This window comes from Kaistella chaponensis (genome assembly GCF_900156725.1).
Taxonomy (GTDB): Bacteria; Bacteroidota; Bacteroidia; order Flavobacteriales; family Weeksellaceae; genus Kaistella; species Kaistella chaponensis.
Genome location: NZ_FTOI01000002.1, coordinates 171654 through 194377, shown reverse-complemented (window position 1 = coordinate 194377; position 22724 = coordinate 171654). Strand labels below are relative to the sequence as shown.

Annotated in this window: 22 protein-coding genes; 17 read left to right on the top strand and 5 right to left on the bottom strand. The window is 35.7% G+C overall.

Annotated elements, in window-relative coordinates:
- Positions 1-2: 2 nt before the first annotated feature.
- A complete protein-coding gene (locus BW932_RS02975; RefSeq protein WP_076385209.1) occupies positions 3-4943 on the top strand; it encodes a T9SS type B sorting domain-containing protein in 4941 nt (1646 codons plus the stop codon).
- Positions 4944-5042: 99 nt separating this feature from the next.
- Here the strand turns inward: BW932_RS02975 and coaE are convergent, their stop codons facing one another.
- The 5 genes from coaE to ruvB all read right to left on the bottom strand — a co-directional run bounded on the left by coaE (position 5043) and on the right by ruvB (position 8812).
- Positions 5043-5678 carry a dephospho-CoA kinase gene (gene coaE / locus BW932_RS02970; RefSeq protein ID WP_076385207.1) on the bottom strand — a complete coding sequence of 212 codons (636 nt, stop codon included), beginning with the start codon at positions 5676-5678 and terminating at the stop codon, positions 5043-5045.
- A gap of 21 nt (positions 5679-5699) precedes the next feature.
- Positions 5700-6566, bottom strand: coding sequence for an MBL fold metallo-hydrolase (locus BW932_RS02965; RefSeq protein ID WP_076385205.1), 867 nt, complete (start codon positions 6564-6566; stop codon positions 5700-5702).
- A 114-nt stretch (positions 6567-6680) separates the two neighbouring features.
- Positions 6681-7058, bottom strand: a complete 378-nt coding sequence (locus BW932_RS02960) for a GxxExxY protein (RefSeq protein WP_076385203.1) — start codon at positions 7056-7058, stop codon at positions 6681-6683.
- 108 nt (positions 7059-7166) lie between these two features.
- Positions 7167-7772, bottom strand: coding sequence for an FMN-binding negative transcriptional regulator (locus tag BW932_RS02955; RefSeq protein ID WP_076385201.1), 606 nt, complete (start codon positions 7770-7772; stop codon positions 7167-7169).
- 17 nt (positions 7773-7789) lie between these two features.
- Positions 7790-8812 (bottom strand): Holliday junction branch migration DNA helicase RuvB, encoded by a 1023-nt coding sequence (gene ruvB, locus BW932_RS02950; protein WP_076385466.1) that lies wholly within the window; start codon positions 8810-8812, stop codon positions 7790-7792.
- Between the two features lie 152 nt (positions 8813-8964).
- Here ruvB and BW932_RS02945 point away from each other — a divergent pair, with 152 nt between their 5' ends.
- The 16 genes from BW932_RS02945 to guaB all read left to right on the top strand — a co-directional run bounded on the left by BW932_RS02945 (position 8965) and on the right by guaB (position 22674).
- On the top strand, positions 8965-10110 hold the full coding sequence (locus tag BW932_RS02945; RefSeq protein ID WP_076385199.1) for an MFS transporter: 1146 nt from the start codon (positions 8965-8967) through the stop codon (positions 10108-10110).
- Positions 10111-10383: 273 nt separating this feature from the next.
- Positions 10384-11613 carry an imidazolonepropionase gene (gene hutI / locus BW932_RS02935; protein WP_076385196.1) on the top strand — a complete coding sequence of 410 codons (1230 nt, stop codon included), beginning with the start codon at positions 10384-10386 and terminating at the stop codon, positions 11611-11613.
- A gap of 13 nt (positions 11614-11626) precedes the next feature.
- Positions 11627-12685 (top strand): DUF695 domain-containing protein, encoded by a 1059-nt coding sequence (locus BW932_RS02930; RefSeq protein WP_084566431.1) that lies wholly within the window; start codon positions 11627-11629, stop codon positions 12683-12685.
- 32 nt (positions 12686-12717) lie between these two features.
- Entirely contained in the window at positions 12718-12999 is a 282-nt protein-coding gene (gene paaB, locus BW932_RS02925) for a 1,2-phenylacetyl-CoA epoxidase subunit PaaB (RefSeq protein WP_076385192.1), read from the top strand.
- 87 nt (positions 13000-13086) lie between these two features.
- Entirely contained in the window at positions 13087-13836 is a 750-nt protein-coding gene (gene paaC, locus BW932_RS02920; RefSeq protein ID WP_076385190.1) for a 1,2-phenylacetyl-CoA epoxidase subunit PaaC, read from the top strand.
- A 162-nt stretch (positions 13837-13998) separates the two neighbouring features.
- The gene (paaD, locus tag BW932_RS02915; protein WP_394333203.1) at positions 13999-14475 is read left to right on the top strand and encodes a 1,2-phenylacetyl-CoA epoxidase subunit PaaD; all 477 of its coding nucleotides are present in this window, start codon (positions 13999-14001) and stop codon (positions 14473-14475) included.
- Positions 14476-14658: 183 nt separating this feature from the next.
- Positions 14659-15456, top strand: coding sequence for an enoyl-CoA hydratase-related protein (locus tag BW932_RS02910; protein ID WP_076385188.1), 798 nt, complete (start codon positions 14659-14661; stop codon positions 15454-15456).
- Between the two features lie 152 nt (positions 15457-15608).
- Positions 15609-16754: a 3-hydroxyacyl-CoA dehydrogenase NAD-binding domain-containing protein gene (locus BW932_RS02905; RefSeq protein ID WP_076385186.1), complete on the top strand. Its 1146-nt coding sequence runs from the start codon at positions 15609-15611 to the stop codon at positions 16752-16754.
- Between the two features lie 95 nt (positions 16755-16849).
- Positions 16850-17263 (top strand): PaaI family thioesterase, encoded by a 414-nt coding sequence (locus BW932_RS02900; RefSeq protein WP_076385184.1) that lies wholly within the window; start codon positions 16850-16852, stop codon positions 17261-17263.
- Positions 17264-17352: 89 nt separating this feature from the next.
- Positions 17353-17577: a hypothetical protein gene (locus tag BW932_RS02895; protein WP_076385182.1), complete on the top strand. Its 225-nt coding sequence runs from the start codon at positions 17353-17355 to the stop codon at positions 17575-17577.
- On the top strand, positions 17559-17858 hold the full coding sequence (locus BW932_RS02890; protein ID WP_076385180.1) for a type II toxin-antitoxin system RelE/ParE family toxin: 300 nt from the start codon (positions 17559-17561) through the stop codon (positions 17856-17858). Before BW932_RS02895 ends, BW932_RS02890 begins: the two co-directional genes overlap by 19 nt.
- 124 nt (positions 17859-17982) lie before the next feature.
- The gene (locus BW932_RS02885; RefSeq protein ID WP_076385178.1) at positions 17983-18495 is read left to right on the top strand and encodes an RNA polymerase sigma factor; all 513 of its coding nucleotides are present in this window, start codon (positions 17983-17985) and stop codon (positions 18493-18495) included.
- Between the two features lie 11 nt (positions 18496-18506).
- Positions 18507-19169: a hypothetical protein gene (locus tag BW932_RS02880; RefSeq protein ID WP_076385176.1), complete on the top strand. Its 663-nt coding sequence runs from the start codon at positions 18507-18509 to the stop codon at positions 19167-19169.
- Between the two features lie 11 nt (positions 19170-19180).
- Positions 19181-20449 (top strand): DUF4252 domain-containing protein, encoded by a 1269-nt coding sequence (locus BW932_RS02875; protein WP_076385174.1) that lies wholly within the window; start codon positions 19181-19183, stop codon positions 20447-20449.
- A gap of 5 nt (positions 20450-20454) precedes the next feature.
- Complete coding sequence (locus BW932_RS02870) at positions 20455-20979, top strand: DUF4252 domain-containing protein (protein ID WP_076385172.1); 525 nt, start codon at positions 20455-20457, stop codon at positions 20977-20979.
- A gap of 234 nt (positions 20980-21213) precedes the next feature.
- Positions 21214-22674: an IMP dehydrogenase gene (guaB, locus tag BW932_RS02865; RefSeq protein WP_076385170.1), complete on the top strand. Its 1461-nt coding sequence runs from the start codon at positions 21214-21216 to the stop codon at positions 22672-22674.
- The last annotated feature ends 50 nt before the right edge of the window (positions 22675-22724 follow it).

The following is a 22724-nucleotide window of genomic DNA, read 5'->3' as shown; positions in this document are numbered from 1 at the left end:
TTATGAAAAAAATTCTATTCTTTTTATTTGTATGTTTTTCGATAACAGCATACGCGCAACTTGACCGCGAACATTGGTTTGCACCGATGTATGACGGACAATCAAATAGTGGTGACGAGCAATTTCTGCATCTTTCCACAAACGAAACAACTCCTTTTAATGTTAATGTCTATAGTAATAATTTACTAGTTGCTAAAAAAACAATTAGTAAAGGAAACCCCGGTGTGATTGTCATTAAGTATAATCCAGGTTTAAATGAAATAGATAGAGATAACATAATAACAGATGAAATCTCTCAATTACATAAAGTTATAAACAAAGGACTATATATAAAAGCGGATAAACCGTGTTTTGCCAATTTACGTTTTGGTGTTACAAATCATACAGAGATTATTACGTCTAAAGGAACCGCTGGAATTGGAACCAAATTTTACACTGTTGTTGCACCAAGTGCACAAACAAATCCTTCCTCAAGTGAAAATTTAGGTTTTGCGGCAAGTTTTTTAGCTACCGAAGACAACACGAGAGTAACTGTAAATAATTTTAAAAAACCTTTAATTTTTAATAATTATGGTGCTACAACAAGTTTTACATTTATTTTAAGTAAAGGCGAATCCTATATTATAGATGGTAGAATTTCTAATTTAAATAATAGAGATGGTTTTATTGGAGCTGAAGTAAACGCGGACAAACCAATATCTATGAGTAATGGTAATTTTAATGGACAATACGCATCTACTATTAATGGTGATGGATCTGATATTTTAATGGATCAATCTGTCCCTGTTGATAAATTAGGTGATGAATTCGTGATCGTAAAAGGTTATGGAATAATAGGAAATAAAATGGAGGGAGCAATAGTTGTTGCAACAGAGCCAAATACTGCCGTTTATTTAAATGATGCTACGATTCCTGCAAGAATTCTAGCAAATCCTGGAGATTTTTTCAAGGTTGAAGAAACGAGCTACGTTGATCGTGGTAACCAACATTTTAACCTACATATTGTTACAGATAAAAATGTTTATGTGTATCAACTTCTAGCAGGGGTTGCCTCTGGATCTGCACCACTTGCAACAGGTGGAATGAATTATATTCCCCCACTCAATTGCTATTTGCCAAAAAAAATTGATGAAATTAGCTATATCAATTATCTTTCAAATGTTCCACATAATCCGCCATTCAGTACCAAACTAAATATAATCACTGAAAAAAATGCTGTCGTAAAAGTGAACGGTGTAGTTCCAAGTATTTTATATGGGCCATACGACATTTCAACAATCACAGCGAACCAAAATTGGGTTTCTTATTCCGTTCCAAATGTTACTGGAAATATTACTGTAGAATCTACAAAAGCTGTAACAGCGGGAATTGCCAGTGGCAATGCAGCTTTTGGTTACGGCGGTTATTTCGCAGGATTTTCTTCTATTCCATTAATTCTAAAAACGGATGGCGATTGTCTTCCCGGAGTTACTTTGGAAGTTACAGAAGGTTTTGATCTTTATGAATGGCTCATCAAAAATGCAGGTGGAACTTACGATCCAGCTCCAGGTGTAAATAATTTATTCCAATACGAACCCACTCAAGCTGGAATTTATGCAGTACGCGTAAAACAAGGTTCCTGTGCAGAAATTCAGACCAAAGATTTCAAATTTTTTAACTGTACTACCTTTACCAATTACGATTTTGATACGTGTTCAACCCAAACAATTACACCACAATTTGCCTTAAGTTCCCAATCGATCAATATTCCTACGATTGTCATTGACACTCCACCTACAAAAGGAAATGTGGTAAAAAATCCTGATGGAACATTAACATACACTGCAAATCCAAATGCAACAGGAACGGATACTTTCAAATTTTCTTTTTGTGGAATTGGTACCATTCCAGATTGTGAAGCGGTACAAGCAACAATTCATCTCAATCAAATCGAAAATTATGATGTAGTTCTCAACGAATGTTCCGCAACTTCCACAGCAACGTACAATTTAACTACTGCTGCGATAACTCCGGATGCGACAGTCATCAAAAAATATTTTACTGATGCTGCATTTACCAATCAAATTCCTGCGGCACAATTAAACAATTATACTTCTGCGCCAGGATTTGTTTATGTACAACTTAATAATGCTTTTGGTTGTTCTGAAACCGCGAAAATTGAATTAAAAATAACTTCAGAGCCGGTTGTAACTCCCTCACTTTATACCCAACAAATATGCGACGAAGATATAGATGGAATGATTGACGGGAATTACAAAGTGAATTTAACCGCGATTACTCCAACAATTGTTCAAAATCCAAGTGCATTTGTTGTGAAATATTACGCAACTCAACCGCAAGCAATTGCAGGAGGAACCAATAATATTACCGGTAATTACACTTTTACAGCAAATACTTCAGTTTGGATTCGAGTGGAATCTCCAAGTATTTGTCCGCCGGTTATCAAAGAAGTTTTCTTAACCACTGGAACAAAAGCTGCTCTGATCACCCAAATTGCAACAATTCCAGTATGTGATTTGCTCGAAAATAATACAGAACCCGTAACTCTTTCAGATTACATTTCTTTATTTACAATTGCTGCAGGAAATTCTGCCACTTATTACGATACCATTGCCAATGCGCAAAATAATCAGAACGCCATCAATGTTAACCAAACAATTACTGGCAATCGCACTTTTTATTATCGGATTAATATTCCTGGTTTCTGTGCGAATATCGGAACTTTAAATATTGAATTTAAGAAAGGAACACCTTCAACAACGCTTCCACTTTCAGTTACAGTTTGCCAAGGAAATACCACCACTTTGAATGTAGGTTCTGGTTATAGCGGTATTCTTTGGAGCACCGGTTCAACTTCGACTACGATTACAGTAGGTGCGGGAAATTATTATGTTGATTTAACGAATGCTTCTGGCTGTGTTTACCGACAAAATGTAACCGTAGTAGATTCACCAAAACCTACTTGGAATATTGCTGCGTACAATGCAACCAATTGCGATGATGATTTCGACGGCATTATTAAAGTAAATTTAAATAACGTAACTCCTTTAATTTTACCCAACTTTGCTTCATTTACCGTAGAATATTTCTCTGATTCAGCTTTAACGCTTCCAATTGCAAATCCAGCGAATTTTACTTATTCTGCAAATACCACGATTTTTGTAAGAGCAACTTCCACGGTTTGTCCGACAGAATCGAGACCAATTGATTTTAAATTTGGGATTTCTCTGCCTTTAATTAAACCTATCGAAACCACGACAATCTGCGATAATGATCTGAACAATTCCGAAAACATTAATTTAGGAAATTACCGAACACTCTTTACCGCAGATGCAACGGCGACCATCAAATATTTTGCAACTTTAGCCAATGCTCAAAATAATACGACGGCAATTCCGGCGGCTCAAACCATTACTGCTGACAAAACGTTTTATTACAGATTTACAAAAGCAGGTTTCTGTGATGTGATCGGAACGTTGAATATTAGTTTTAAAGCTTCTACTCCGACTGCATTGCTCAATTCTTACACGGTTTGTGCAGGATCTTCCCAAACGCTTACTGCCGAATCAACGTACACCGCTTACCTTTGGAAAAAAGGAGCGACTACCGTTTCGACCACTCAAACTGCAGTATTAAGTGGAGGAGTTTATACCGTTTCATTTACAAATGCTTCTGGTTGCGTCTTCACAAAAAATATCACCATTCTCGAATCTCCTAAACCGATTTGGAAAGTGGCAACGTATAACGCAACGAATTGTGATGATAATTTTGATGGAATTATTGCGATCGATCTCACGAAAGTAACACCAGTAGTTTTACCGAATTTTACTTTATTCACCGTAGAATATTTTACTGATGCTTCCCTGCTAAATCCGATAACAAATCTTATCAACTGGACGTACTCTGCGAATACTACGATTTATGTGAGAGCAAGTTCCCCATATTGTCCAGCGGAGACGAAATCAATTGATTTCAAATTTGGGAATAATCTTCCTTTAATTAAAAACGACGCTACTGTAAAAGTTTGTGATGATGATTTCGATGGAATTAAATCGGTTAATTTGTCGAGTTATATTTCTGAATTCACAACGGATTCTGGAGTTACTGTATCGTACTTTGGAAGTTTAGCAGATGCTCAGAACAGCGTAAATACCATTTCAAGCGCTGTCACAGTAACTAGTTCTGGAATTTACTATTTAAGATTTCACAAAAATTTATTCTGTGATGTAATTGGTAAATTAACAGTCAATATTCAAAAAGCCGTAAAATCTGATATCTTAAAAAACAAGGATATTTGTCCGGATGCAACTACAACTTTAGATGCAGGAGCTGGTTTTGATAATTATTTGTGGAGTACTGGTGAAAAAACACAAACGATCAATGTTCCTGTAGGAAATTATTGGGTTGAACTCACGACGAATGGTTGTACTTATAAGCAAAATGTTTCTGTAAAAGCAGTTTCTTTACCAACCATTACGAGCGTAGAAATCAAAGGTTCTACAGTAACTGTGACAGTAACCGGCGGAAATCCACCTTACCAATATGCGATTGACAATGGAAATTATCAATCATCCAACATTTTCACCAATGTACGCGGCGGTGACCACACCATTTACGTAATTTCGGCAGATAATTGTACGCCGGTTTCTGCAAATATCGATGTCATTGAATTGTACAATGTGATTACGCCAAATGGTGACGGCATGAATGATATTCTTAATTATTCCGCACTGTTGAAAAAAGAAGAACCTTTTATCCAGATTTATGACCGATATGGAAAATTAGTTTTCACTGGTGATAAAAACAATCGGTATTCTTGGGACGGAAAAGCCTTCGGGAAATTAGTCAATACAGAAAGCTATTGGTATATCATGAAATGGAAAGAACCGGGATTCTCAACCGTAATGGAATACAGCGGTTGGATTTTGGTTAAAAACAGATAATTCAAAAGCCAATTTTACAATAAATAAAAACCTGAATTCAATTGAATTCAGGTTTTTATTTGGCTTTAAGGGAAAATGTAAATCGCTATACAAGAAAATTTATTCTGCTAAACCTTCTTTCAATTCATTAATAAATTGATTCGTTTTTATTTTCAGTTCTTCCAATCCATCATTATTAAAAATTACAAAATCAGCAATTTTTATTTTATCTTTTTCTGGCATTTGCTTGTTCATCACGGCTTCAACTTCCCGATATGTTTTACCGTCGCGATCCATTACTCTTTTAATCCTGATGTTGTCATCTGCCGTTACCAATATTGATTTGTAACAACTTTCATTGAGTTTTAATTCAAATAAAAGTGCAGTTTCTTTAAAAATGAAGGGTGTTTTCTGCTCAGAAATCCAGTTTTCAAAATTAATTTTTACTGCGGGATGAATGAGTGCGTTAAGCTGTAACCGCAATTGATCATCTTTAAAAATAATTTCGCCCACATATCTTCTGTTATAAAATCCGTTCTCATCATAGGAATTCTCTCCTAAAAGTTCTTTGATTTTTTGCTGAAGTTCTGCATCATCATTCACGATTGTTTTTGCTCGGACATCCGAATAATAAACGGGAAATCCGGCTTCTTCAATAAATTTTGATATTGTTGATTTTCCGGAGCCAATTCCGCCCGTTATTCCAATAATTTTTACCTTTTTCCTGGGTTCAGGTTCGGTCTCTTCTTCTATCATATTTTTTATATTGTTCTATTTTTAATACCCAAAAACTTCATTCATACTAAAGGTTTCATCTAACCGAATTCCTTTTTCGGTCATTTTCAAACTTGCGAGTTCGTTGTGCGCATCATGTTCGAAAAACAAAAGATAGTCATTATCCACGCACTGTTTCAAAAATTTTCCTTTTTCTTCCATGGTTAAAAGAGGTCGAGTATCATATCCCATCACATAAACCTGCGGAATATGACCAGCTGTCGGAATGAGATCTGCGCCAAAAACAATCGTTTTCTCCTGATATTGAATCACGGGAAGCATTTGTTTTTCGGTATGACCATCCGCAAAAATTACATCCATTTTCAGATCAGGTGCGAAACCGTAATTTCCACTTTTCGGGGTGGGCAAAAAATTCAATTGACCACTTTCCTGCATCGGCAGAATATTCTCTTTCAAAAAACTTGCCTTTTCTCTCGGATTTGGTTCAGTTGCCCATTTCCAATGATTTTCATTCGTCCAGAAATTTGCATTTTTAAAAGCTGGTCTGTAACCGGTTCGGTCATCATTCCACTCAATTGCACCACCACAATGATCGAAATGAAGATGAGTCAAGAACACATCCGTAATATCGTCTTTCACAAAACCGTATTTTTTTAGACTTTTATCCAGCGTATCATCTCCCCAAAGGGAATAATGTCCAAAGAATTTTTCGTCTTGTTTATTTCCCAAACCACAATCGATGAGGATCAGTTTTTTTCCGTCTTCCACTAAAAGCGAACGGGTTCCGAGTTCGATTAAATTATTTTCATCAGCAGGATTCGTTTTCTGCCAAAGCGTTTTTGGCACCACACCAAACATGGCACCACCATCTAATTTAAATTTTCCGCATTGGATTGGATATAGTTTCATACTTTTTAATATTTATTTTTAACGCGAAGTGCGCAAAGTCTTTTTTGATTGCTACCTGCATTGCATTCTTTTTTTGTAGTTCGCAAAGGCGTTAACACTTAGCAAAGGATATTTTTACAAATTATTTGCGATTCTTTTCACACCATCTTTAAATAAAACAGAGTGAAAATTGAGTACTAATCCTAATTTACAGCCAGTTATTCTCAAATAATTTAGGAGTTGATAGGTGTGATAACTATTGATTTCAGGAACCGCTTTTATTTCTACAATAACTTTATCTTCTATAAGCAAATCTAATCTAAATGCTTTCTCAATAACCAATTCTTCATATTCTATTGAAATATTTTTTTGTTTTTCAACTTTTATCCCCTGCTTTTTTAATTCATAAACCAAACATTCCTCATACACCATTTCATAAAGCCCAACTCCAAGTTTTCGATGAATTTTTAAACCAGATTCAAATACTAATTTTGAAATTTCATTTTCACTCATATTTCATTTTTATTGAGTTTTAATTTTTAAATTAACCCTTTGCTCAGTGAAACGCCTTTGCGAACTCAATATGCAGTTAGAAATTATTTTCTTTGCGCACTGTTGCGTTTAAATCATCTTCATTTTTTCAGCAATTTCTTTTGAACTTTCATTGTTTGATTGCTCTAAATTAAGAATAATATTTTCAAAATCAAGTTTATTTCTATTTTGGCTTAATTTATTGGCAATAAAAATTTCTGTCGGAAAAATATGTATTCCAAAAGCACCTTTCATTTCTTTTTTTACAAAATCATCGGACATTTTTTCCACCAACATCGGACATTTTTGGGTCTTTTCATATTTAAAAGTGAGCTTTTCCAAATGTTGAAACAATTCTTCATCGTTCATCAATTTCACTTTCCCACGAATTTGTACGGCTTCGTAATTCCAGGTTGAAACGTTGGTTTTTTCGTACCAAGATGACGAAATATAAGAATGAGCGCCCAGAAAATCGCACAACACTTCATCGCCATCTTTCAAAACTTTCGCCTGAAAATTGGCTTTAGAAATATGCGTTTCTAAGTAAAAATCATCTTCCGTTTCATTCAATAAAAACATAGAATGCGTTGCGGATATTTTTTCTTTATCAGAAATTAAAAGCGCAAAAGCATTTTCACTGATGATTTTCTTCATCAATTCCGCGTCTTCGCTTCGGTAAATTTTTGGGATATACATTTTTTGTCAATAAATAATTAAAAAAGCTCATCCGGTCTTCTCGGAACAGAAATCCCCAAATGTTTATACGCTTTTTCCGTCACTTCCCTTCCTCTTGGAGTTCTAATAATAAAACCTTCCTGAATCAAAAATGGCTCGTAAACTTCCTCCAAAGTTTCCGGATTTTCACCAATCGAAGTTGCAAGTGCTGAAATTCCAACAGGTTTTCCCCGGAAATTTTCGATCATCACGCGCATAATTCGATTGTCCATATCATCGAGTCCGAATTCATCAACATTTAATGAATTTAAGGCAAATTTTGTAATATTAATTTCGATTTCGCCGTTTCCTTTGATTTCCGCAAAATCACGCACTCTTCTCAATAAAGCGTTAGCAATTCTGGGCGTTCCCCGACTTCTCCTGGCAATTTCTAAAGCGGCATCTTCATAGATTTTAACATCTAAAACTCTTGCGCTTCGTTCGATGATCATTCCCAAAAGTTCAATCGTGTAGTATTCTAATCTGGACTGAATTCCGAATCTTGCGAGCATTGGTTTGGTCAACATTCCACTTCTCGTAGTTGCGCCAACCAAAGTAAAAGGATTTAAACCGATCTGAACACTTCTCGCATTCGGACCGCTTTCCAGCATGATATCGATCTTATAATCTTCCATTGCCGAGTACAAATATTCCTCAACAATCGGTGAAAGTCGATGAATTTCATCGATAAAAAGAACATCATTTTCTTCTAAATTGGTGAGCAAACCAGCCAAACTTCCGGGTTTATCCAAAACAGGACCCGAAGTTATTTTGCAACCCACTCCCAATTCATTCGCAATGATATTTGCTAAAGTTGTTTTTCCCAATCCGGGAGGACCGTGCAAAAGAACATGATCCAAAGCGCCGCCACGGTTTTTCGCCGCTGCAACAAATACTTCCAAATTATCCAGGGTTTTTCGTTGTCCGGCAAAATCCTGAAAACTCTGCGGACGGATTTTCTCTTCTAAAATCAATTCATCCTCGGAGAAATTTTCCTGATCGGGATGCAAAAAATCGGGCATTTTAATAAATTTAGTCAAAGATAGAAAAATTTCAGAGGGAAATATTCTTATCTTTTTTAAAACATAAATCGCAGGACTTTTTTCTTTTTTTAATCTGAAATTAATAATGAAACACTCGAAATCTAAAAACTGATTTTGTAATTTTGCAGAATATGTTTTCAACCCCTCAAAAGGAAAGAATTGCGCTGTCTGCATACTTTTTATTATCCGGAATTTGTTTCTCAACCTGGGCTTCCAGAATTCCTACCCTCAAAACCATCTACAATTTAACGGAAGAAGATCTTGGAAATTTATTGATGATTATGCCTGCAAGTGCAATTATAGGTATTCCACTTTCGGGTTGGCTCGTTGCTAAATTTGACAGCAGAATTCCTCTGCTAATCGCAAGTGCAGCGTTTTTACTCTCGCTTTTTTCTTTGAGTTGGAGATTTTCGATCTTTGGAATTTGCATTTCGTTGGTACTATTTTCCATTGCGATGCGAATCATCAATATCGCAATCAATACACAGTCAATTGCGGTTCAACAGAAATTTGAAAAGAAAATTATTGGGTCATTTCACGGCGTTTGGAGCATTGGTGGAATTTTAGGTGTCCTTTTTTCGACCATTATGCTGAACTATGATATTTCAATTTTTTGGCATTTTTTATTCGTCACCGTTTTTGGTTTGCTCCTCACCGTTTCTATGTTTCCGATGCTCATTAGAAATGACAAATCTACAGTTGGGACCAAGTTTAAATTGGGAAAACCCAGCAAATACATTACACTTTTAGGTTTAATGGTCTTTTTTGCCGCCATTTGCGAAGGTGGAATGTACGATTGGAACGGAGTTTACCTCAAGGAAATTGTAAAACAGGAAGTTTTCACCTATGGATATTTACTTTTGATGATCTGTATGACCATTTCCAGATTGACCATCGATCGACTGATGGAACATTTCGGAATGCAAAAATTGTACATTGCAGGATCCATCCTGATCATTTCGGGAATTTTACTGGCAACAGTTTTCCCTTATCTTTATCCGGTTCTGATCGGATTTGGAATGGTTGGTTTCGGCGTTTCCGGATTGTATCCGATGACATTTATTTTAGCGGGAAAATCTAAAAAATATTCGGTTGCGATCGTCATGTCGATTATCGGCACCTATTCTACGGTCGGAATGTTTTTGGGACCACCAATCATCGGTTATCTTGCACATGGATTTGGTTTGCAGAAAGCCTTTATCGTGTTTGCACTCGCCGGATTAACGTTTATTCCACTTTCGAAAATGGTTTTCGATCATTTAAAAAAGGTCGGTTAGAACTTTGCTAAATTCCGTTCAGAAAAGAAAAATACCGAAATTTTGAGATCATTTTATAAGGAGCAACAAGAGGGGTGTTTCTCCGAAGACTCGAACCCGCTTTTCATTCCAATCTTTTTTTTGCCAGCGCTTTTCCAGCCACGAAAAAAAAAGGATTTTCCCTTCAATCGGGGCTAGAAGTTCAGGTATTTTGTCTTTCGAAAAAATTAAATAAGCACTTCTTTTTTATTAACCGGGCTTTTATATTAATTTTGAAAAAGTAAAATCTCCAACATGAAATTAATCGGACCTTTCAAACAAATCGTAACACTTCGCAATCTTCCATTAAGAGGAAAACTTTCAGACGAGCAACTGGAAATAATTGAAAATGGGGGAATTCTTATTAAAGATGAAAAAATTGAAGAAGTTGGAAATTTTGAAGAATTAAAATCAAAAAATCAAATTTCAGAAATTGAAAACATTGAAGGTGAACAAATTTGTCTGCCCGCATTTACAGATTCTCACACGCATATTTGCTTCGGAGGAAATCGCGCAAATGATTTTGCCATGAGAAATGCCGGAAAAACTTATTTAGAAATCGCAGAAAATGGCGGCGGAATTTGGAGTTCCGTTCAACATACCAGAAAAGCGTCGGAAGAAGAATTATTAAAAACGATTTTAGAAAGAATTAATTCGTTGATTTCGCAAGGAATTACAACGATTGAAATAAAATCCGGTTACGGTTTGGATGTTGAAAATGAATTAAAAATGCTGCGTGTCATTCAAAAAGCACAAACTTTTACAAAAGCCACTTTGGTTCCAACCTGTCTTTCTGCCCATTTAAAACCACGAGATTTTGAAGGAAGTTCGCAGGAATATTTGCAATATATTTTAGATGAAATTTTACCAAAAGTAAAAGAAGAAAACCTTGCAAAAAGGATTGATATTTTCATTGAAAAATCTGCTTTTTTGCCAGAAGAAAGTAAAGAATTTTTATTAAAGGCGAAAGAATTAGGTTTTGAAATTACCGTTCACGCCGATCAATTCACTTCGGGAAGTTCAAAAATTGCGGTGGAAGTTGGCGCAAAATCCGCCGATCATTTGGAAGCGACGATCGATGAAGACATTGAATTTTTAGCACAATCAGAAACGGTTGCAACGGCACTTCCGGGTGCGAGTTTAGGTTTGGGTGAAAAATTTACGCCCGCCAGAAAAATTTTAGATGCAGGTGGAATTTTAGCCATCGCTTCTGATTGGAATCCAGGTTCTGCACCGATGGGAAATCTCATTACACAAGCTTCCATTTTAGCCACGTTTGAAAAATTATCAACGGCAGAAGTTTTGGCGGGAATCACTTTTCGGTCGGCTTTTGCATTGAGTTTAGAAGACCGCGGAACTTTAGAAAAAGGGAAAAAGGCAGATTTTGTCACCTTTAAAACTGATAATTTCCAGAATGTACTTTATCAGCAAGGAAGTTTGAAAGCGGATTCGGTTTATATTAATGGAGATCAATTCAAACAATAAAAAATACAATTTTATGAATGAAAATAAAAATTATGAAGATTTTTGGAAGTTCTTTAAAGCCAGAGAAAAAGAATTTTTCAATACGGTAAAAAATAATGACGAGGTTGAGAAAAATTTTTTAGACGAAATTTCTCCGGCAATCAAAAACATCAATGAGAATTTCTTTTTTCTCACTGGGATGTGTGAAGATGAAACCGCAGAACTCATTATCACTGTTGACGGAAACCTCAAAGAAATTGCAAATGCAGAAGATTTTATCGCTACTGCTCCGACCATTGAAAATTGGAGACTCACTGCCTTAAAACCTGAAAGTGAGATTGAAAATGTTTCCATCAACATGAATGGTTTTGTTTTCGACAAAAACAACATTTTTTTCTATTCCAATGATGATCAAAATTATCCGGATGAAATCGATCTGACCTTTGTTCATACAGATCTCAACGAAGAAAATGAAAATGAAATCTTTAACGGTACTTTTATTTTCCTTGACAATTTTTTAGGAGAATTCAATTTCGTAACGCAAATAGATAATTATGCGATCATCGGAAAAGATGAGGCTGAAAAAAAACTGATTCCGATTGAAAAACTAAAAGATTTTCTAAGTTGGCGAGAAAAAGAATTTATCGAGAAATATAAAGGTGCAAAAATCACGACTGATGACGATTCATTTTCAATGTTGGAAGCAACTTTAAATAATGGTTTTCCACTCATTGCCACAGTAAATTCAGATCTTTTGAAATGGGATAAAAAAGCATCTCACCCATGGATTTCCGTTTTTAGAATTGAGTATAACGGCGATGAGAACAACGGTTTTCCAAATGAAGAGGATTATGAAAAATTTAATTCCATTGAAGACCAACTTTTAGCAGAACTAAAATCTGAAGATGGAAACTTAAATATCGGTCGAGAAACGGCAGAAAACATTAGAGAAATTTACTTTGCAAGTAAAGATTTTAGGAAAATTTCTAAAGTTCTGGCAGCAACCATCCAACAATATCCTGAATATGTAATGTCTTTCGAAATCTACAAAGACAAGTATTGGCAATCGTTTGCACGCTACGAAATGAATTAAAATTCTTATCTTAACGCCTCAAAAAATAAAGAATGAGCAACTTAGATGTATGGGAAGTTTTTATCCAAACTAAACCCGGATTATCCCATAAACACGCAGGAATTGTACAAGCTTCAACCGCAGAAATGGCGCTTCAGGCAGCAAGAGATGTGTACACCAGAAGAATGGAAGGAACCTCAATTTGGGTCGTTCCAAGCAAATATTTGGTGACTTCTGAAGGAATTGATAAAGAAGCTTTCTTCGATCCTGCAGATGATAAACTCTATCGCCACCCGACTTTTTACGAGATCCCAAATGATGTGAAAAATATGTAAATGCGGGATGTCAGATGATGGATGTCGGATGTTTTTAAATACACCCATCATCCGTCACCCAACATTTAACACCCAACAAAAAAAATTATGAATCCACTTTTTAATTATACTTTAAAATTAGCCGATGATACTTTGATTTTTGGTCAAAGATTGGGCGAATTATGCGGACAAGGTCCTTATCTCGAAGAAGATATCGCTTTGACGAATATCGCTCTGGATTATCTCGGACAATCGAATAATTTTTATAAATACGCAGCACAAATTCAGGATTTGGGGAAAACGGAAGACGATTTGGCGTTTCTGCGGTTGGAAAAAGAATATCTGAATTGTCATTTATCAGAACTTCCGAACGGAGATTATGCGAACACAATTATGAAAGTTTATTTCTTTTCGGTTTATCAAAAAATTCTGTACACCGAATTAATGAAAAGCAGCGATGTGCAACTTTCTGGAATTGCCGAAAAATCTTTGAAAGAAGTAAAATACCATTACACGCACACTTCAACCTGGCTCAAAATGTTTGCAGGTGGAACCGAAGAAAGCAAAACGCGCGTTAAAAACGCAGTTGAAAATCTTTGGGAATACACCGGCGGAATGTTTGCAGAAACCAGTGGCGAAGAAGATTTAGCGAAATTGGAAATCATTCCGAACGGAAAAGAGATCCAAGAACTTTGGACAAAAACCGTTACTGAAGATTTCCAGAATTTTGGAATTGATATTCCCGAAAGTGATTTTATGCAAAAAGGTTCCCGAACTGGATATCACACCGAATATTTTGGATTTATTCTATGCGAACTGCAGTTTATGCAGAAGACGTATCCGAATTGCGCGTGGTAAAATTTGGTTGATGGTTGATTCCAGATATTCTTTGATTTTCTAACTTTTGTGACCTTTATATCAGTTTAAGATTTGCAGAAACTGATGTGACTCATGTGTTAGAAAAATAACTTTTGTGACTTCCGATAGCTATCGGAATGTGGTTAAAAAAAAATAAATTCTGTGGTTAAAATAGAAAATAATTTATTAGAACTTCTTTCCCAAATTCCCGATCCAGAAATTCCCGTGATCAATATCGTGGAACTTGGCATTGTTCGGGAAGCAAAAATGGTTTCCGAGATTGAAGCCGAAATTATCATTACACCGACCTATTCGGCGTGTCCGGCGATGTTTAACATTGAAGAAGATATTGTAAAACTCTTCAAAGAAAAAGGAATTACCGCCAAAGTTATTTCAAGAATTGCCCCAATTTGGACGACCGATTGGATCACCGATGAAGCTCGTGAAAAATTGCGCGTTTACGGAATTACTCCTCCCGAAAAAGGAAATCACGAAGATCATTTGAATATTCCCAAAAAATGTCCGAGATGTGGGTCTGAAAACACCAAACAAATCAGCCGATTCGGTTCTACGCTTTGTAAAGCCAGTTATCAGTGCAACGATTGTTTGGAACCTTTCGACTATTTCAAATGTCATTAATTCAATTTGAAAAGGTGATGATTTGAAAATTTGATGTTTAAAAAGCATTATTCAAAGCATTATTTTTAATATAATTAAAGTTTTATCTTTGTTAAAATCCATTTTCAAATCACCACATCACCACATCACCACATCATCAAATTATCAAATCATCAAATTATCAAATTATCACATCAAAATATTATGTACAAACAACTCGAAATAGAATCGCACCTAGATGGGAAACTTCAAATCGCCTATTTAAATGACGAAAAAACTTTTAACAGTTTAAATAAAACATTACTTTCCGAACTTAAAACCTTTGTTCACGAAGGCAGCAAAAATGAAAACGTACGTTGTCTTGCGATTTCAGGACGCGGAAAAGCCTTCTGTTCCGGACAAAATCTGAAAGATGCGATGTCATTCAGCGATCCTGAAGAAGATCGAGTGATACAAAGAATTGTGATCGATTTTTATAATCCTTTGGTGAAAGAAATTGCGAATGCCAGAAAGCCTGTTATTTCTTTGGTAAATGGACCTGCAGTTGGAGCTGGAGCGATGTTGGCTTTGATTTGTGATTTTACTTTGGCGACAGAATCTTCTTATTTTTCCCAGGCTTTTGTAAATATTGGTTTGATTCCAGATACTGGCGGAACCTATTGGTTGCCGAAACTTTTGGGAAGACAACAGGCGAATTATTTGGCTTTTACAGGAAAAAAATTATCAGCTGCGGAAGCGAAAAATTTAGGCTTGATCGCAGATGTTTTTGAAGACGAAAATTTCATGCAGAATTCAATGGGGATTTTGGAGCAGATCTCCAATTTACCCACAAAAGCAATCTCTTTGACTAAAAAAGCCTTCAACGAATCGTATGATAATACGCTGACTCAGCAATTAGACATCGAAGGAATTTTACAACAGGAAGCTGCAGAATCTGAAGATTTCATGGAAGGTGTTTCTGCATTTTTGGAAAAAAGAAAACCGGAATATAAAGGAAAATAAATATTGTATAATGTACAATGTCGGATGTATAAAGTAAAATCTAATTAATAATCAACACTTTATACATAGTATATTTTACATAGTACATTTTACATTGTACATTGTACATAGTACATTTTACATAGTACATCATACATTTTACAGAGTACAAAATGAATAAAGTAGGAATTATCGGTTCGGGAACGATGGGAATTGGAATTGCGCAAGTTGCAGCCATGAATCAGTGTGAAGTTTTTTTGTATGATCAAAACGCTGAGCAAACCGAAAAATCGTTGCAAGGACTTCAAAAAGTTTTGTCAAGATTGGTCGAAAAAAATAAAATCGATTTCGAAGAAAGTGAAAATATTTACAATCGAATTAAATTCTGCACGGAACTTAAAGACTTCAAAGATTGTGATCTGGTGATTGAAGCCATCATTGAAAACAAAGAAATTAAAACGAAAGTTTTTCAGCAACTCGAAGAAATTGTATCTCAAGACTGTATTATTTCGAGCAATACTTCATCGATTTCGATCACTTCCCTATCGTCGGAATTAAAAAATCCTTCGCGTTTTATTGGAATTCATTTTTTCAATCCGGCTCCGTTGATGCCTTTGGTAGAAATCATTCCCGGACTTTTAACGAAAGAAAATTTAGCTGCCGATATTTTTAGTTTAATGAAAACTTGGGGCAAAGTTCCCGTGATTGCGAAAGATGTTCCTGGATTTATTGTGAACCGAATTGCACGACCGTTTTATGGCGAAGCGTTGAGAATTGCTGAAGAAAACATCGCTACTTTCGAACAGATTGATGATGCGATGCGAACTTTGGGGAATTTCAAAATGGGACCTTTTGAATTGATGGATCTCATCGGAATTGATGTGAATTTTTCTGTCACCAAAACCGTTTACGCCGATTATTTTTACGATCCAAAATACAAACCGAGTTTGCTTCAACAAAGAATGAGCGAGGCTAAATTACTTGGTCGGAAAAGTGGAAAAGGATTTTATGATTATTCTGAAGAGAGCAAAGAACCAAGAATCAAGAATCAAGATATTAAGGACGAAAAACTGTACGAAGAAATATTTTTAAGAATTATTTCGATGTTGATTAATGAAGCGGTAGAAGGGAAAAGATTGGGAATTGCGAGTGATGAAGCCATCGAATTAGCCATGCAAAAAGGCGTTAATTATCCGAAAGGTTTAATAGCGTGGGGAAAAGAAATTGGCTATCAAAAAATTTCAGACACTTTACAAAATCTATACGAAACTTATCAGGAAGAAAGGTACCGACAAAGTCCGTTACTTAAAAAAATGTAACAATGTATCAATGTGAAAATGTATCAATTTAAAAATCAAAATTTGAATTTAAAAATTGTTACAATGGTAAATTGCTAAATTGGTAAATTAAAAATATGACACCACACGAACTCGCTCAATACATGCTCAATCAGGATCATTTCTCGCAATGGATGGGAATAAAACTCATCGAAGTACGCGAAAAATACTGCCTGATTGAAATGCCCGTCAAACAGGAAATGATCAACGGATTGCGAACTGTTCACGGTGGTGTTACTTTTTCGCTTGCAGATTCGGCTTTGGCTTTTTCGAGTAATAATACCAATGAAGCTTCGGTTGCATTGCATTGTTCTTTGAATTTTACAAAAGCCGTGAAATTAGGCGATACTTTAACCGCAGAAAGTATTCTGATTTCCGATACGAGAAAAACCGGAGTTTACGATATTTCGATCACGAATCAGCATAAAGTTTTGGTCGCCACTTTTCGGGGAACGGTGTATAAAATTGAGAAGAAAGTGACGGATTTGTAAGAGCATAGTGCTTATAAATTTAAAAAAAATCTAAGGATTAGAATTTACGATAATGAAATTATATCATTAACTTTGATAAAAATAATCTGATGAGTACAGCAGAATTAAAATTAGATTTAATCCAAAAAATTACGGATTTAAAAGAAATTCGGATTATCGAAGAACTTCAGAACCTTTTAGATTTTGAAACAGATCGAGGAATTTTTCAAATAAACCCTGCCCAAAGAAATAGAATTCTCGAAGCCAAAAATGATGATGTTTTATCGGAAGAAGAAGCAAATTTAGAAATTGAAGAATGGCTAAAAGAAAAGTGATTTGGACAAAAAAAGCGAATCTTGAAAGGAAAGAAATTCTTCAATATTGGATTACTCGAAATAAATCTAAAACTTACAGCACAAAACTTAACAAACTTTTTATAGATAGTTTAGCAAAAGTTTCTGAAAGTCCAACTATTGGACGACCAACTGAATTTGATCATGTAAGAGTAAAAATTGTTAGAGACTACCTCCTGTTTTACGAATATGATGAAACCGTTTTAAAAGTATTAACGGTTTGGGATGGAAATAGGGAAGATAAAACTTTAGAGATCAAATAATCGGTCAAACAATTTTTCGCTTACAACTTGTATTACCACTAACTTCAAAAACTATTTTGAAGTTTTTTTTATTTTGATGTAATATAATCCCGAAATTACTTGTCTTACTTATAGAAACAAAACTATGACCCACGAAATCTTTAAAAACACGGTATTTTGCCTCAAAGATGAGATGTACCGTTTTGCGAAAAGATTTGTGATCAGTAGTGACGAAGCGGAAGATGTAGTGCAGGATTTAATGATGAAATTCTGGCAGAAAAAAGAAGAACTCGCTGCTTTTGGAAACCTGAAATCATATGCCCTGAAATCGGTAAAAAATGAATGCCTGAACCGACTAAAACATGAAGACGTAAAAATGGGTTTCGCCGATTTTCAAAAGCATAGAAGTGAAATTCATGAATTTGAATCCAATAATATGAAAGACCAGATTATCGGATTTATCAATGCTCTTCCAGAGAAACAGAAAGCCGTGATTCACCTGAAAGATGTAGAAGATTTCGATGTTGTAGAAATCGGCGAAATTCTCGAAATGGAACAAAACGCAGTTCGCGCAAACCTCATGCGAGCAAGACAGAAAGTGAAAGAACAAATCCTGAAACTCATGGATTTCGAAAACAAAATGATTGAAAATTTATAGCAATTATTACGATGAAAAAAGATACGACCGACGATCAATATAAAGAAATCACCCAAGAACTCAAGGAAGAGAAAATGAATTGGGATTTTGAAGATTTCTTGGAAAAAACAAAGCAAGAAGAAAAAATAATTCCTTTGGTTCAAAAAACAAAAGGCGGGTCTTTCCCGAAAACATTTTGGATGGCTGCAAGTTTAATTTTACTTGTATCTGTAGGAATCTTCTATAACTATGAAACTAAAAAATCTGTAAAAGAACAAGATCATTTGGTTCAAAATGAAATCCTTAAACAAAAAGACACCTTCCAACAGGAAACCCAATTGGCAGTAAACGAAATTGATGATTCTTTAAAAATAAAACCCGACAGCATTCTCGCAGATTCTACTTCTACCGTAGATCAGAATGAGACCGATATAATGAATCAGATTTTACCAAAAAGAGGCCGAATCAGAAGAGATTCGAAACCGAGATATGCAAAAAACTCCAATGCTGTTGATAATTCATCTAAGGCAAAAGATTCCGCCTATCAATCTAATTACGTAATAATTAATGGTCAGAAAATTGAAAGCGAACAAGAAGCGATCGACTTGACGAAGTACTCCTTCCGAATTCTTTCTGAAAATGTTTCTAAAACAGTGGCCTCAACCGAAGCATTAAACTTGAATAATGATTATTAAATCTTAAAAAAATGAAAAAATTACTCTTAATATTTGCCCTTACTTTCTCCCATTTTTTCCAAATCAATGCGCAGAAAGATAAACTGGATCAGCTTTTTGAAAAATACCAGGACGCAGAAGGTGTTACTTCCATCAAAATTGCCAAACCGATGTTTAATATGCTCAACAAGCTGAACATCGATGATGCGGAACTTTCACAGATCAAACCTTTGCTGAGTAAAATCAATGGCTTGAAAATTCTGATCGTAGAAAAACCCAATTCTAATGCAAAATCAGGAACTGAAGAACAGAAAGCCGCAAATGGTTTTTTGAAATTACAGTCGGATATCTCTTCTTCGATTAAAAACATGAAATACGAGGAACTGATCACCGTAAACAGCAAAGACAATAAAATAAAATTTCTCTCCTCTGATGCTGCAAACGGAATTCTCGACAATCTTTTGCTGAGCATCAATTCTGAGGGAAACCAAGTCTTAATGATGCTTGACGGAAAAATTTCCATGGATGACATCAATAATTTAGTAAACGAAGCGGAAAAATCTGCTCCCATTAATTCTATTGTTTCAGAAAATATCAGTTCCCATGGAGTTACCCAAGTAAGAAATGTGGGCAAATTTACCGGGATTTCTGTTTCCAGCGGCGTTAAAGTTAATTTTACACAGGGAAACAACCAATCTGTAGTTGTAGAAACCGATCCAAACATGCAGCAATACGTTTCTACAGAGGTTATCAATGGGATTTTACATGTTGGGATCAACAATACAACCAAAAAGAATCTTAATTTCAAAAAATTATTGGTCTCCATAGAATCACCTGAACTTTCTTTGGCAAAAGTTTCCAGCGGTTCCCTTTTCACCACCTTGAACACCATTAATTCTAATGATTTCGAGGCAGAAATTTCTTCTGGCGCAAACTTAAATGCAGATTTAAATATAAAAAACAGCGTGAATGTGAATATCACTTCCGGATCAAATGCGAAAATTGAGGTACAATCCCACACTTTCAAATTAGAAGGAAGCAGCGGATCGATGTCTACAATTACCGGAAACGCGCAAAAAGCTGAATTTGATTTATCCAGTGCTGCAGCTTGTAATGCCCAGAATTTAGAAGGTTCTGAGGTCACTGCACAAACTTCTTCCGGCTCTACTTTAAAAGTGAATGTGACTAAATCTTTGACCGCAAATTCAAGCTCCGGTTCATCGATTCGGTACAAAGGAAATCCGAGTGAAAAAAATTCCACCAAAGAATCCAGCGGCGGAAGCATCAAACCTTTAAATTAAAAATCATGAAAAAATTATATTGGCTAAGTGCTTTTTTATTGCTCCTCATTTCACTTCAATCTTGCATGGTTTCTCAAAAACCAAGACTTGATTTCTTTGATAAGTCCAATTACGATAACAAAGATGTAAAATATACGAGCATCAATGTACCCATGTTTTTGGCAAAACCTATTGTTAAAAGGGCTTTGCAAGAAGACGGTGAAAGCGAGGAACTCATAAACCTCATCAGAAAAATCTCTGACGTAAAAATAATGACGGTGGAAAATGGAAGCGCAAAAATGGTTTCGGATTACGCGAAATTCCTCACCAAAAATAATTACGAAGAATGGATGACCATCAAAAAAGAAAATGAAGTCATCAACCTTCAGGCAAAACAAAAAGGCGAAGAAATAAAAAAATTACTCATCACAATAGCATCCGACAAAGATTTGGTGTATGTGGATATTTCCGGGAAATTCACCGCCGATGACATTTCACAAATTATCAATTATTCCGAAAAGAAAGATGTAAAAAAATTGGTATCGAAGTAAATGATTTTTCCTAACAAAGATAGCTGCAAATCGTGTGGCTATTTTTTTTAGGAGCCGGGAACCTGCTTTCCACTACAAGTCCTCATTTCGGCGTTCGCTTTGCTCACGCCTCATTCCGGGCTTTTCGTTGCAATCAGGGCTAGTTACGACTCGGCTTTACATTAAATTTTGTTCAAGAAAAGTAAAAATTTTCATGATAAATAAAAATACCTTAATTTTGCACAGAAAGTAAAGATGTCTATCCACAACAAAATCGTAGAAACCGCCATCACTTTCGATGACGTTCTCTTAATCCCTTCTTACTCAGAAGTTTTACCCAATCAGGTTTCCCTAAAATCACGACTTTCCGATAAAATTACGCTCAATATTCCAATCGTTTCCGCCGCAATGGACACCGTGACCGAAGCAGAAATGGCAATTGCAATGGCAAGAGTTGGTGGCATCGGTTTTATTCATAAAAATATGCCGATTGAGGAACAAGCAACACAGGTTTACAATGTGAAACGCTCCGAAAACGGTATGATTTCCGATCCTGTAACGCTTTCCAAAGATCATACTTTAGCAGAAGCCAAAGAATTAATGGCGAGATTTAAAATATCTGGACTTCCTGTGGTTGATGAAACCAATACTTTAATAGGAATCATCACGAACCGCGATGTAAAATATCAGGAAAATCTGCAGGCAAAAGTTCAAGAATTAATGACGAAAGATAAACTTATTACTTCTGATAAAGCAACAAGTCTAGATGATGCCAAAGAAATTCTCTTGAAAAACCGCGTGGAGAAACTTCCTATTGTTGACAAAGATTACAAATTAGTGGGATTAATTACCATTAAAGATATCGACAATCAAATGGAATATCCGAACGCTAATAAAGATAAAACGGGCCGCTTAATTGTTGGAGCCGGAGTTGGAGTTGGCGAAGACACCATCGACAGAGTTACAGCTTTGGTTGAAGCGGGAGTCGACATCATCGCGGTAGATTCTGCACACGGACATTCAAAAGGTGTGCTCGATAAAGTAGCAGAAATCCGAAAAAACTTCCCTGATTTAGATATTGTTGGTGGAAACATCGTAACCGCAGAAGCTGCAAAAGATCTCATCGAAGCCGGAGCTAATATTCTAAAAGTTGGCGTTGGTCCCGGTTCCATTTGTACAACCCGAGTTGTAGCCGGAGTTGGTGTACCACAACTTTCAGCGATTTACAATGTTTTCGAATATGCAAAAACCAAAAACATTGCTGTAATTGCCGATGGTGGAATTAAACTTTCTGGCGATATTGTGAAAGCTTTGGCTTCCGGAGCAAGTGCAGTCATGTTAGGTTCGCTTTTGGCTGGAACAGATGAAGCTCCAGGTGAAGAAATTATTTTCCAAGGGAGAAAATTTAAAGCTTACCAAGGAATGGGTTCCCTTTCTGCCATGAGACGTGGTGGAAAAGAAAGATATTTCCAAAGTGAAGCGAAAAAATTCGTACCGGAAGGTATTGAAGGCCGTGTTCCTCACAAAGGAAAATTAGAAGAAGTAGTGTTCCAATTAACCGGCGGAATCAGAGCAGGAATGGGATATTGTGGCACGAAAGATATCGAAGTTTTGCAAAAAGATGGAAAAATGGTCATGATCACCGGAAGCGGTTTGAAGGAATCGCATCCACATGATGTAATCATCACGCAGGAAGCTCCGAATTATTCCTTATAAAATTTACAAATGCCGAAGTTTTTCTTCGGTATTTTTTTTTGATTTTAAAA